We start from the raw sequence: 12,040 nt of genomic DNA on the forward strand, positions 1-12,040 counted from the left end.
GACCTGTGTGCACCCCGCGCGGTGCACGCCGAGGGGACCGACACTTCATGACCCGGTTGCGCCGGCTGACGCTCACCAACGGCCTTCGCGTACTCCTGGCGCCCGCGCCCTCCGCATCGGCCGTCGCGGTCGCCGTGCACTACGACGTGGGATTCCGGTCGGAGCCCGAGGGACGCAGCGGCTTCGCCCACCTCTTCGAGCACCTCATGTTCCAGGGCAGTGCGCGTTATCCGAAGCTGGAGCACTGGAGCTACGTGCAGGGGCTCGGCGGCACTGCCAACGGATCGACCCACCAGGACTACACGGACTACTACCAACTGGTACCGGAGCGGGGCCTGGCGGACGTGCTCGCCATGGAGGCCGACCGGATGGGCTTTCCTCTCATCACGGAGGAGAACCTCCGCAACCAGCGCGCGGTCGTCAAGGAGGAGGTCGGTCTCAACATCCTGAACCGGGCCTACGGCGGCTTCCCGTGGATACCACTGCCCGCGCTGCTCTACCGCTCGTACGCCAACACCCACAACGGCTACGGCGAGTTCATGGATCTGGACCGGGCTACGGTCGATGAGGCCCGGGACTTCCACGCCATGTACTACGCGCCGTCGAACGCGGTGCTGAGCGTGGCAGGGGCCTTCGACGAGGACACCGTCGCGGCACTGGTCGAGGACTTGTTCGGCAGGCTGCCGGCCGGGCCGAAGCCGGAGCCCGCTGTCCTGAGCGAGCCCCCGCCCGTGAACCCGCGACACGGTGACTGGGCGGATGCGCACGCCTCCAGGCCCGCCTTGGCGCTCGGTCACCAACTGCCGGATCCTGCCGTCGAACTTGACGCCTACGTGGCGTGGATGACCGTGTGCGAGCTGCTGACCGGCGGCCCGTCGGCGCCGCTGGAACAAAGGCTTGTACGGGACACCGGCCTGGCGGTCCAGGTCACGGCGGGCTGCGGACTGTTCGATTCGCTCGACGCCCGCGCGCCCGACACGCTTGCCGTCGTCGTCACTCATCACGACCACGCCGAACAGGAAGCCCTGCTCACCGTGATCGACGAGGAGATCGGCCGCCTGACCGACCCTGCCGCAGCCGGCCTGCGCCTGCCTGTCGCTACGGGCAGGCTGTCGGCGCGAGTATCCCGGCGCAACGCCGATCTGATGGCCCGCACCAGAGCCCTGGGAGCCTGTGAACTCCTGCACGGCCGCGCGGCAGTCGTCGACGAACTTCCCTCCCTCACGGCCGAGGTGACCGCGCAGGCTGTCGCCGATGCGGCCGGTCAACTCCTCACCGGGGCACGCGCCGTACTGCGTCTGGTCCCCGGCCGGTCGGCCATAGGTGCCGACGGCACCACGAAGAAGGCGGCACTGGCATGACGGACGCACGAGCAGGCACCCGCATCGTTCTCGACGGGACACTCTCCAACGGGCTTCGGGTCGTGGCCGTGCCGGACGCCACCGCGCCACTGGTGGAGTTCCGGCTGAGCATCCCCTGCGCCGGTTCCGGTGACGCGCACGCGGCCCGCGCCCAGGTCCTCGGCGACGTGCTGCTGCCGTCCGCCGACGAGTTGTCGCCGGAACGCGCGCCGCAATGGGAAATCGCCGGTCTGGCCGCCGGCCGCGACGTCAACCGACTGGGGGTCTTCGGCTGCATACCCTCGGCATCGCTCGTACCCGTGCTGAGGGAGACGGCCGCCGCGCTGGCAACTCCTCGCTACCTCGGTCAACGGGTCGTCGAGTCCCGGCAGCGCGTGGCTGCACAGGTCGCCATAGGGCGCAGCGAGGCCCGCTGGATGGCGTTGGCCGCGCTGTTGCGCCGCTGGAGTCCCCACCAGTTGGCGCCCTGCGACATTCCTCCTCCGGAGGCGCTGCCCCACGTGGAACCCGAGGACGTACGGGAACTGCACCGCAACCGGCTCGTGCCGCGCGGAGCGGTCCTTGTGCTGGTGGGGGATTTCGCTCCTGACGAGATCATGGCCACGGCCGAGCGAGCGTTCGCGGAATGGCAGGGGGCCGAGGAAACGACGCTCACCCCGCAACCGCCCCTGCCCGGGGCGGCTCCGGGTGACGTGGTCCTGGTGAATCGTCCACGCTCCGCGCAGGCCGAGCTGCTGCTCGCGGGTCCTGCGCCGCACCGGACCGACGCGGACCGCCCCGCCTTCGACTTGGCCAACGTCCTCTTCGGCGGCGGGGTCGCCTCCCGGCTGAGCCGGAACATCCGCGAGGAGAAGGGGTACGCGTACGTGGCGGCATCCGCGGTGGAGGTGGTGGCGGGCTTGCCCACGACGTTGGTGAGAGTGGCCGTCGGCGCGCAGGCAGTGGCCGGTGCGCTGACCGAGACCCGCCGGGAGCTCGGCGCGCTCGTGGAGTCACCGCCGAACGCGGCCGAGATCGGCCACGGCAAGCAGTTGCTGGCGGGCCGGATCGGGACCGCCGCCGTCTCGCCCGCCTCGTACGCGACGTTCCTGGCCAATCTGCTGGCCGAGGGGGCGGATCCCCAGTGGGCCGACGGCTACGGGGAACGGGTCGACGCGGTCGCCGCGGAGGACGTCGTCTCGGCGGCGGGCCGCTACCTGGACCCGGCCGGTCTCACCGCCGTGCTGGTCGGTGACGCGGACGTACTGGGGGACCGGCTGGCGGATCTCCCCGATACCCGCGTACACCGCTTCGAGGAGCTGGGACTCGTCACCCCGCACGAATACGGGGAGGATGCTCCGGCGGGCGCGTACGAACCCGTGCGGACGTCACCGTACGAGCGGCAGCAGGCACGATGACGACTGCCCGACGCCGCTACCTCACACGGGCCACCGATCTTTCGCAGGTCCCCGCAGTCGCCGCGTTCCTACGCGGTCTCGGTCTCGGTGACTTCGTTCCGGACGGCCTGGTGTCACACACCGGGCGCAACGAGAACTGGTCCGGAACGACCACTTCGGGCCGTGCGGTCTTCGTCAAGAGCTTGGGCGGGGAGCCCGAGGACGCGCAGCGACGACTGCGCGGCATCATCGCTTTCGAGGAGCTTCTGGAGGACGCGCCCGCCGGGACGCTCCGTGCCCCGAGATGCCTGGGGTGGAGCGAGGAGGACGCCCTGGTGGCTTACGAGATGCTGCCCCTGTCCCGCACCGGGGCGGAACTCGCCGACGCGAAGGAGTTCGGGGAAGGCCACGCGCGGCAGATCGGCGAGATGATCGGTGAACTGCACGGCCTCAAGCCCTCCGGACGTGTCCGTCTCGACACCTCGGCGCCGAGTCAGCCTTCTGTCGCCGCCTTCACGGCACTGCCCCTGGAGAGCCACCGGACATCCAGTGCGGCAGAGCTGCGGGTCTGGAGCATGCTTCAGCAGGACGCGGAACTCGTCGAAGCCATCGTGGAGTTGCGACGCGCCGAGGCGGCGGCGGAGACCTGTCCCACGCATGGCGATCTCCGCCTGGACCAGTTGCTGCTCTCCGGGCACGACTTCCACCTCCTCGACTGCGAGGAACTGCGCCTCGGTGATCCGGCGCGTGACACCGGCGCGTTCATCGGGGAGTGGCTCCACCGCGCGGTCGCCACGCTTCCCGGCCCGGCACGGAACGATCCGACAGGCACGGAGCCGGTGGACCGCGAAGTGGTCGCCAGGGGTGCTCAGGAGCTCCTTCGCATACGCCCTCTCGTCCGGCAGTTCCACGAAGGTTACGTCTCCACCGGACGGCCCGGGACGCACAGCCTGCACCTTCAGAGCGTACGGTTCGCCGGCTGGCACCTCATCGACCGCGTGCTGGCGCAGGCATCCCAGAGTTCGGTGCTCCATCCGGTGCAGCGCGCTGCGATGGGCATCGCCCGGACGGTGCTGCTGACCCCCGAAGCGCTCATCACCACTCTCGGCCTCAAGGACTGAACCGATGCCGCTCACGATGCTTCACCCGAGGCTGCGCGCCGCGGTCGACCTGGTCGACATGGGTTCCGACGGGCGCACCGCACACGTCCGGGGAACGCCGGTCGAGGCGGACACCCGGGCCGCACTGCGCCACGCCTTGGCGAACAGGCTGTACGAGGTGTTCCACGCCGGTCTGGAGAGGGACGACGGGCCGCGTCCCAGGACCCTGCGGGATCCCGGCTGCGAGGCACTTCTCGCGGACGGCGTCCCACACCGCGAGGCACGGCTGCGCGTCCCGGCCGACTCGATCGCCCGGAGCGAGGACCCCGAGTACTGCGTGGTGCCCCTGGACGGCGTGCGGACTCTGATTCCGTTGGCGTCGGTGGACGAGGGGGTGTCGTCGGACGGAACGAGGGTGGTGCGCTACCCGGCGGCGAGGCCGGCGCTGTCGGCCGGGTTCTACCTGGTGGACGGCTCAGCGGGGCGGCCGGACGACCACGAGGCGATCACACGGTTCTATCTCCATGTCGCGAACGCGCACGCGGCCCCCGCTCTGTGGAGCGGCCTGCTGGAGCACCTTGAGGGCCGCGGGCTTCGGTATCGCGCCAAGGTCAGCTCGTCGCGGCTCTTCTACCCGCGGCGTGACGCGATCGTCGTCTACCTCCGCACGGTGGACGCTGCAGGGGCGGACCTCGTCGAAGCGACCGCCGGACGGCCCGGACTCGGCCGCCGGACTTCGGTGTTCGCTCAGGAGCTCGCACCGGGGCTGGCCACCGCCTGTGAGCCGTCCGACACCCGAAAGGGCATGGCGCAGATGAGCTTCGGGCAGCACAGGGCCCATGCCTTGGCGGACGGTCTGCTGGAACATGCCGGCGCCGGGCGCGGAGGCAGCGTCGAGGAGGCCGTCTGCCACGCCCTGAACAGAGCCGGAGTGCGGCCCGACGCGCCCTGGCTCAACCTGCCGTCCAGGAGCGGTCACGATGACTGAGGAGCGACTGATGCCGAGCAGCCCGGTGCAGGGCGACGGGCGCGTGGTGCTGATCACGGGTGCGACGGCCGGGCTGGGCCGCCATCTGGCGGGTCGGCTGGCCACCCCGGACACCGTCCTTCTGCTGCACGGACGCGATCCGGCCGCTCTGCACGACCTGAGTCTGCGCCTGAAGGAGAAGGGGGCGACGGTCCACACATACTGTGCGGATCTCGCTTCCCTCGACGAAGTCCGCGACCTGGGCCGGCGCGTGGTGGACGAGCACCGTCGGATCGATGTGCTCATCAACAACGCGGGCGTCGGCCCGGGCGCCGAGGGTGCCGGACGGGAAGCGAGCAAGGAAGGACACGAACTGCGTTTCGCCGTCGGATACCTTGCGCCCTATGTGCTCACCGGGCTCCTGCTTCCCGCGCTGAGATGTTCCGCGGGGGCGCGGGTGATCAACGTCGGATCCGCCGCCCAGATCGAGCTCGACCACGACGATCCGGAGATGACGGCGTACTACGACGGGTGGGTCGCGTACGGCCGTGCGAAGCTCGCTCTCGCCTCGTTCAGCAGGGACCTGGCGGATGAGCTCAAGCCGTCCGGGATCGCGGTCAACTGTGTGCACCCCGCCGACCTCATGGACACCGCACTGGTACGGGACACCGGACTCGCGCCGCAGTCGACGGTTACGCAGGGCGGCGACGCCGTCCTTGCCCTGCTGCGCCTGCCCTTCACGGAGTCGGGCACCGGCGGCTACTTCAACGGCCTGGAGCGGGCCGAGCCGCACGAGGATGTACAGGATGCCGTGAAGCGCCGCAGACTGCATGGGATGACGGAGCGGCTCCTGTCCGGCCGGTAGCAGCCCGGCGGACCCCGCGCGGCAACGCCCGACCCCGGTACGGGCGTGTCCGCGCGGGGCGTTCCCGCCCCCCGGTCCGACCGGCGCCGGTCTCAGGACGCCTGGCGGGCGTACACGTCGCGGCCGAAGAACTCCGCCAGCACCGGGGCGATCGCCTGCGGGGCCACCTCGCGGGTCTGGCCCGTCAGGGTGCGGTGGCGGCCCCGGGGCAGCGCCTGGGCGAGGAGCCGGGTCGCCGACCGGGCGGTGGCCGAGCTGCAGCCGCCGCAGACCACCAGGGTCCGGGCCGTGACCGAGGCGAGCCGCCCGGACGGCACCGAGCCGTCGCCCAGCAGCGCGTCGTCGTACGCCAGCGTGTGCGCCACGGACTCCAGGGTCCGCCACAGCGGCGCCCGCCGCATCCTGGCGACCGTTCCGGCCGGGACCCCCGTCACGGTCAGGAACAGCTCGACCGCGCCGCCCCGGTCCCCGGCGGACAGCAGCCGGTGCAGCCGGGCCGTGCAGTCGGCCTTGAACAGCAGCCCGGCGGGCCCCGGGGTGTACGTCGGCTCGTACACCGCGAGCCGGTCCGCGGGCAGCCCGGCCGCCTGCGCCTCCAGGGCCAGCGCGCCGCCCGCCCCGACGCCGAAGACCGCGGGCCGGCCGCCCGTCACGGCGGCCAGCGCCGCCAGGTCGTCGGTCTCGCGCCGCACCGCGTAGCGTGCCGCGTCCCCGCTGGCGCCCCGGCCGCGCCGGTCGTACGTGACGACGTCGAAGCGGGACGCGAGCAGACGGGCGAGCGGCTCCTCGGTCTCCGCCGTGCTCAGGGCCCCGCCGACCAGGATGACCGGCGGCCCCTCGCCCCGGCGCCGGTACGCGATCGAGGTGCCGTCGCTGGAGAGAATCGTGTCCATGCGAGGGTGGACCGCCGGGCCGTCACGAACTCATCGGCGTCCGCGAAAGAGATTTCCTGACGGGCGGTCAGCGCGCGATCAACTCCGTGTCGTAGAAGCAGAAGTGGTCCTTGATCGCCTCGACCCCGGCCTTCGGCTCCTCGTACACCCAGACCAGATCCGCTGCCCCGGGCAGCGACCAGTAGGACGCGTCCCCCTTGAACGGACAGTGGGTGCGGGTGGCCGACGGCGTCAGCAGCTCGGTACGGACGTCCTCGGGCGGCAGGTAGTAGCGGACCGGGCAGCCGGTCTCGCGCAGGACGAGCGGGCGCCGGCTCTCGGCGAGCAGCAGCCCGTCGCGTACCACGCGTACATGCTCCGTGCCGGGCTCGACGGTGATGCGGTGTCCTCGGGTGGCAGTCATATCTCTCTCAGCCGCTCCGGGCGCGGGTTTCTTCCCCCGCCGCGGACCCGCGAGCGGCGGGCCCTACCGTGGCAGCCATGAACATCTGCGTCTTCCTCTCCGCCGCCGACCTCGACGACCGCTACACGGTGCCCGCCCGCGAATTCGCCGAGCTGCTCGGGCGCGGCGGGCACACCCTGGTCTGGGGCGGTTCCGAGAGCGGCCTGATGAAGGTCGTCGCGGACGGCGTCCAGGAGGCGGGCGGGAAGCTCGTCGGCGTGTCGGTGGACTTCCTGGCGGCCAAGGCGCGGACCGACGCCGACGAGATGGTCATCGCCCGCGACCTCGCCGAGCGCAAGGCGCTGCTCCTCGCGAAGTCCGACGCGATCGTGATCATGGTCGGCGGCACCGGGACGCTCGACGAGGCCACCGAGATCCTGGAGCTGAAGAAGCACGGCAAGCACACCAAGCCGGTCGTCCTGCTCAACACCGCCGGCTTCTACGACGGCCTGCGCGAGCAGTTCCAGCGCATGGAGGACGAGGGCTTCCTGCCGCTGCCGCTGACCGAGCTGGTCTTCTTCGCCGAGGACGGCGTCGGCGCCCTGGCGTACCTGGAGGAGTGGTCCGGCCTGCAGTGACGTGACGTACGGGGCCCGGGGGGCGGGTGCGACGATGGGGCCATGTCCACTCACCTCATCACCGGTGCCGGCTCCGGCATCGGCGCAGCGGTCGCCCGCCGTCTGGCCGAGCGCGGCGACGACCTCGTCCTGCTGGCCCGCGACGCGGGCCGCGCCAAGGAACTGGCCGCGCTCCACCCCGGCGCCCGCACCCTCGTCGGCGACCTCTCCAACCCGGACCGGCTCTCCTGGGCCCTCGCCCAGCAGACCGTGCCGGAACGGCTCGACTCGCTGCTGCACATCGCGGGCGTCGTCGAGCTCGGCCCGGTCGGCGAGCTGACCCCCAAGGCGTGGCACGTACAGCTCAACGCCAACCTCGTCGCCCCCGCCGAGCTGACCCGCCTCACGCTGCCCCAACTGCGCGTCGCCCAGGGCCACGTCCTGTTCGTCAACTCCGGCGCCGGGCTCTCCGCGAGCCCCGAGTGGAGCGCGTACGCCGCCAGCAAGCACGGTCTGAAGGCGCTCGCCGACTCGCTGCGCCACGAGGAGCACGGCAACGGCGTCCGCGTCACCTCCGTCTACCCGGGCCGCACCGCCAGCCCCATGCAGGAGAAGGTCCACCGGCAGGAGGGCAAGGAGTACGACCCCGCCCGCTGGATCGACCCCGAGTCCGTCGCCACCACGATCCTGATGGCGCTCGACCTGCCCCCCGACGCCGAGGTCAACGACCTCACCGTCCGTCCCGGCCGCTGACCCCCGGGCCTTACGACCTCGCCCGCGATTGTCGGCGGCGTCACGGCGCCTGGGACCTCCGCCTCCGGCGTTGTCGTCGGTCGCGATGGCTCCGCCATCGCTCCCTCCTCCGCCTTGGGTTCGAAGGTCCCAGGCGCCGCTCCTTCTCCCGCCGGCAATCGCGGGCGAGGTCGTTACCCTTCTCGCGTGAGCGAGAACAGCGAGTTCAGGCACTGCCCGGCCACCGGGATCGGTTCGATGCCCGGGGGAGACGCCCGGGAGGCGGCGAAGACCGTCGCCGGCTCCTTCGGGGACGGCGAGGGCATGCCGTACCTGGCGGAACTGCCGGCCCGCGGGCCCGGCGCCGACATGACCGGGCGGACGGTCGGTCTGCTCTCCGAGCTGTACGGGCACGTCGAGCCGAGCGGCTGGCGGATCAGCGACCGGCCCGGCCGCGACACCCGCCGGGCCCGGTCCTGGCTCGGCGAGGACCTGGACGCACTGGAGGAGTTCACCCAGGGCTACGAGGGCCCGCTCAAGGTCCAGGCCGTCGGCCCCTGGACCCTGGCCGCCGCCCTGGAACGCCGGGGCGGCGAGGCCTTCCTCGGCGACCCGGGGGCCTGCCGCGACCTCGCGGACTCGCTCGCCGAGGGGCTGCGCGGCCACCTCGCCGAGGTCCGCCGCCGGATCCCCGGCGCCCGCCCGGTCCTCCAGCTCGACGAACCCTCCCTCACCGCCGTGCTGCGCGGCCGGGTCGGGACCGCGAGCGGCTACCGCACCTACCGGGCCGTGGACCGCCAGGTCGTGGAGGCCACCCTGCGCGAGGTGCTCGGCGCGGCCGGCGAGACCGCCACGCTCGTGCACACCTGCGCTCCCGAGGTGCCGTTCGCGCTGCTCCGCAGGGCCGGGGCCGGCGGAATCTCCTTCGATCTGTCCCTCCTCACCGAGCGTGAGGAGGAGGCTGTCGGGGAAGCCGTCGAGGGCGGCACCCGGATGTTCTTCGGGGTGGTGCCGGGCACCGACCCGGCCTCGGGCCGATTGTCCGACCCGGGCGGTAGCGTCATGGGTGTCAGGACGCTGTGGCGCAGGCTGGGGCTGAATCCGGGGACTCTGACCGAGTCCGTGACGGTCACCCCCTCGTGCGGTCTCGCGGGTGCGTCGCCCGCGTACGCACGGGCCGCGCTGGCCCACTGCGCCCGGGCCGCAAGATCGCTTGCAGACAACCCTGAGTAACGGGGCGCTGGGTAACGGGAGGACGGGACGATGGCCGGCGAAGAGCAGACCGCAGGGCAGACCGCAGTGCCGGCGGACGCGCAGGAGAGGCACAAGCTCCTCGCGGAGCAGATCGAGGAGCACCGCTTCCGGTATTACGTGAACGACCAGCCGGTCGTCAGCGACGCCGACTTCGACCGGCTGATGCGCGAGCTGGAGGCCCTGGAGGACGCCCACCCCCCGCTGCGCACCCCGGACTCGCCGACCCAGAAGGTCGCCGGGCCGTACCGCACGGAGTTCACGTCGGTCGAGCACCGCGAGCCGATGCTGTCCCTGGACAACGCCTTCGACGACGAGGAGCTGGCCGCCTGGGGCGAGCGCATCGCCCGGGACGTGGGCTCGCCCGGCTACCACTTCCTGTGCGAGCTGAAGATCGACGGCCTCGCCGTCAACCTCACGTACGAGAACGGCGTGCTGACCCGGGCCGCGACCCGCGGCGACGGCCGCACCGGCGAGGACATCACGCCCAACGTCCGCACCATCTCCGACATCCCGCACCGGCTGAAGGGCGACCGCATCCCGCCGCTCGTCGAGGTCCGCGGCGAGGTCTTCTTCCCGATGGAGGGCTTCGAGGAGCTGAACGCCCGGCTGGTCGAGGCCGACGACAAGCCCTTCGCCAACCCCCGTAACGCGGCGGCCGGTTCACTCCGCCAGAAGGACCCCAAGGTCACCGCCTCCCGGCCGCTGCACATGGTGGTGCACGGCATCGGCGCCCGCGAGGGCTTCGACATCGACCGCCTGTCGCACGCCTACGAGCTGCTGCGCGAGTGGGGCCTGCCCACCGCCAAGTACAACAAGGTCGTCGACTCCCTCGCCGGTGTACGGGAGTTCATCGCGTACTTCGGCGAGCACCGGCACTCCGTGGAGCACGAGATCGACGGCGTCGTCGTCAAGCTCGACGAGATCCCGCTCCAGGGCCGGCTGGGTTCCACCTCCCGCGCCCCGCGCTGGGCCATCGCCTGGAAGTACGCCCCGGAGGAGGTCAACACCAAGCTGGCCAACATCCGCGTCGGCGTCGGCCGCACCGGCCGCGTCACCCCGTACGCCCAGGTCGAACCGGTCGTGGTGGCGGGCTCCGAGGTCGAGTTCGCCACCCTCCACAACCAGAACGTGGTCAAGGCCAAGGGCGTCCTCATCGGGGACACGGTGGTGCTCCGCAAGGCCGGTGACGTCATCCCGGAGATCCTCGGCCCCGTCGTCGACCTCCGCGACGGCACGGAGCGGGCGTTCGTCATGCCGACCCACTGCCCCGAGTGCGGCACGGAGCTGAAGCCCATGAAGGAGGCGGACGTCGACGTCCGCTGCCCCAACGCCCGCTCCTGCCCCGCCCAGCTGCGCGAGCGCGTCTCCTACCTGGCCGGCCGCAAGTGCCTCGACATCGACCACTTCGGTTACGTGGTCGCCGCCGCGCTGACCGCACCACTGGAGCCCGCCCGGCCGCCGCTGCGCGACGAGGGCGACCTCTTCGGGCTGACCGTGGACGAACTGCTGCCGATCCGGGCGTACGTCCTCGACCCCGACAGCGGGCTGCCCAAGCGCGACCCGAAGACCGGCGAGGAGAAGAAGGCCCAGGTCTTCGCCAACCAGCAGGGCGAGCCCAGGAAGAACGCCGTCGCGATGCTCGAAGCCATCGAGGCCGCCAAGCAGGCCCCCCTGGCCCGCATCCTCACCGGGCTCTCCATCCGCCACGTCGGCCCGGTCGCGGCCCGCGAGCTGGCCCGCCAGTTCCGGTCCATCGACCGCATCGAGGAGGCCACCGAGCAGGAGCTGGCCGACGCCGACGGGGTCGGGCCCATCATCGCGGCCTCCGTCAAGCAGTGGTTCGCCGAGGACTGGCACCGCGAGATCCTGCGCAAGTGGCGCGAGGCCGGCGTCCGGATGGAGGACGAGGGAGCCGGCGAGGACGAGGGCCCCCGGCCCCTCGAAGGACTCACCGTCGTCGTCACGGGCACGCTGACCGGGCACACCAGGGATGGCGCGAAAGAGGCCCTGCAGAGCCGGGGCGCGAAGGTCACCGGTTCCGTTTCCAAGAAGACCTCCTTCGTCGTCGTCGGCGACAACCCCGGTACCAAGTACGACAAGGCGGTGCAGCTGAAGGTCCCCGTGCTCGACGAGAGCGGCTTCGCCGTGCTGCTCGACGAGGGTGCGGAAGCCGCCCGCGAGGCGGCGGTCCCGGCCGGCGGACCGGCGACCGAGGAGGCGGACGCCGCCGGAGAGTGAACGGTTCCCGACACTCCGTCCAACGTCACCCGATCGGCGCCCAGGGGGTGTCCCGCCGATCATGGCCGGGTCCGCGACGCCTGGCACGGCAACGCGGCGAGGTGCCGTGCCAGACGCCGCGGCCTGATCCGACCCTGACCGGCGGGACACCCCCTACCAGATGCTGACGGATAGTCGGTTCGCATTCGGGCAAGACCGGTAGACCGCTGCCCGTAGCAGCCCTCCGCGGCCTACTGTGGACAGATGCGCCCTCGG

The 12,040-nt window shown here is 71.9% G+C and carries 11 protein-coding genes; 9 read left to right on the top strand and 2 right to left on the bottom strand.

All coding sequences use genetic code 11. The features are described from left to right. Window positions 1–47 precede the first annotated feature (47 nt). The 5 genes from OG242_RS23435 to OG242_RS23455 are packed head-to-tail and all read left to right on the top strand — an operon-like array spanning window position 48 to window position 5,669. Window positions 48–1,361, top strand: a complete 1,314-nt coding sequence (locus OG242_RS23435; protein ID WP_405900028.1) for a M16 family metallopeptidase — start codon at window positions 48–50, stop codon at window positions 1,359–1,361. After that, entirely contained in the window at window positions 1,358–2,758 is a 1,401-nt protein-coding gene (locus tag OG242_RS23440; protein WP_405900029.1) for a M16 family metallopeptidase, read from the top strand. The genes OG242_RS23435 and OG242_RS23440 overlap by 4 nt, the downstream gene beginning before the upstream one ends. Beyond that, on the top strand, window positions 2,755–3,858 hold the full coding sequence (lxmK, locus tag OG242_RS23445) for a class V lanthionine synthetase subunit LxmK (protein ID WP_405900030.1): 1,104 nt from the start codon (window positions 2,755–2,757) through the stop codon (window positions 3,856–3,858). Before OG242_RS23440 ends, lxmK begins: the two co-directional genes overlap by 4 nt. A gap of 4 nt (window positions 3,859–3,862) precedes the next feature. Further along, window positions 3,863–4,825: a T3SS effector HopA1 family protein gene (locus OG242_RS23450; protein ID WP_405900031.1), complete on the top strand. Its 963-nt coding sequence runs from the start codon at window positions 3,863–3,865 to the stop codon at window positions 4,823–4,825. After that, window positions 4,818–5,669 (top strand): SDR family NAD(P)-dependent oxidoreductase, encoded by an 852-nt coding sequence (locus tag OG242_RS23455; protein ID WP_405900032.1) that lies wholly within the window; start codon window positions 4,818–4,820, stop codon window positions 5,667–5,669. The genes OG242_RS23450 and OG242_RS23455 overlap by 8 nt, the downstream gene beginning before the upstream one ends. Window positions 5,670–5,761: 92 nt before the next feature. Here OG242_RS23455 and OG242_RS23460 read toward each other — a convergent pair whose 3' ends face one another. Continuing rightward, complete coding sequence (locus OG242_RS23460) at window positions 5,762–6,562, bottom strand: alpha/beta fold hydrolase (RefSeq protein WP_405900033.1); 801 nt, start codon at window positions 6,560–6,562, stop codon at window positions 5,762–5,764. Window positions 6,563–6,629: 67 nt separating this feature from the next. Continuing rightward, window positions 6,630–6,965 (bottom strand): DUF427 domain-containing protein, encoded by a 336-nt coding sequence (locus tag OG242_RS23465; RefSeq protein WP_405900034.1) that lies wholly within the window; start codon window positions 6,963–6,965, stop codon window positions 6,630–6,632. 77 nt (window positions 6,966–7,042) lie between these two features. Between OG242_RS23465 and OG242_RS23470 the strand changes: the two genes are divergently transcribed. The 4 genes from OG242_RS23470 to ligA all read left to right on the top strand — a co-directional run bounded on the left by OG242_RS23470 (window position 7,043) and on the right by ligA (window position 11,785). Then, entirely contained in the window at window positions 7,043–7,582 is a 540-nt protein-coding gene (locus OG242_RS23470; RefSeq protein ID WP_405900035.1) for a TIGR00730 family Rossman fold protein, read from the top strand. 42 nt (window positions 7,583–7,624) lie between these two features. Continuing rightward, a complete protein-coding gene (locus OG242_RS23475; protein ID WP_405900036.1) occupies window positions 7,625–8,314 on the top strand; it encodes an SDR family oxidoreductase in 690 nt (229 codons plus the stop codon). A gap of 186 nt (window positions 8,315–8,500) precedes the next feature. Next, on the top strand, window positions 8,501–9,526 hold the full coding sequence (locus OG242_RS23480) for a methionine synthase (protein ID WP_405900037.1): 1,026 nt from the start codon (window positions 8,501–8,503) through the stop codon (window positions 9,524–9,526). Between the two features lie 30 nt (window positions 9,527–9,556). Next, window positions 9,557–11,785, top strand: coding sequence for an NAD-dependent DNA ligase LigA (ligA, locus tag OG242_RS23485; RefSeq protein ID WP_405900038.1), 2,229 nt, complete (start codon window positions 9,557–9,559; stop codon window positions 11,783–11,785). Window positions 11,786–12,040 lie beyond the last annotated feature (255 nt).

Source organism: Streptomyces sp. NBC_00727, from assembly GCF_045161745.1.
Taxonomy (GTDB): domain Bacteria; phylum Actinomycetota; class Actinomycetes; order Streptomycetales; family Streptomycetaceae; genus Streptomyces.

Bases quoted from the DNA above. Each gene is read 5' to 3' on its own strand.
- OG242_RS23470 (WP_405900035.1), top strand. From the start codon at position 7,043: ATGAACATCTGCGTCTTCCTCTCCGCCGCCGACCTCGACGACCGCTAC.
- OG242_RS23450 (WP_405900031.1), top strand. From the start codon at position 3,863: ATGCCGCTCACGATGCTTCACCCGAGGCTGCGCGCCGCGGTCGACCTG.
- ligA (WP_405900038.1), top strand. From the start codon at position 9,557: ATGGCCGGCGAAGAGCAGACCGCAGGGCAGACCGCAGTGCCGGCGGAC.
- OG242_RS23440 (WP_405900029.1), top strand. From the start codon at position 1,358: ATGACGGACGCACGAGCAGGCACCCGCATCGTTCTCGACGGGACACTC.
- OG242_RS23465 (WP_405900034.1), bottom strand. From the start codon at position 6,965: ATGACTGCCACCCGAGGACACCGCATCACCGTCGAGCCCGGCACGGAG.
- OG242_RS23435 (WP_405900028.1), top strand. From the start codon at position 48: ATGACCCGGTTGCGCCGGCTGACGCTCACCAACGGCCTTCGCGTACTC.
- OG242_RS23455 (WP_405900032.1), top strand. From the start codon at position 4,818: ATGACTGAGGAGCGACTGATGCCGAGCAGCCCGGTGCAGGGCGACGGG.
- OG242_RS23460 (WP_405900033.1), bottom strand. From the start codon at position 6,562: ATGGACACGATTCTCTCCAGCGACGGCACCTCGATCGCGTACCGGCGC.
- lxmK (WP_405900030.1), top strand. From the start codon at position 2,755: ATGACGACTGCCCGACGCCGCTACCTCACACGGGCCACCGATCTTTCG.
- OG242_RS23475 (WP_405900036.1), top strand. From the start codon at position 7,625: ATGTCCACTCACCTCATCACCGGTGCCGGCTCCGGCATCGGCGCAGCG.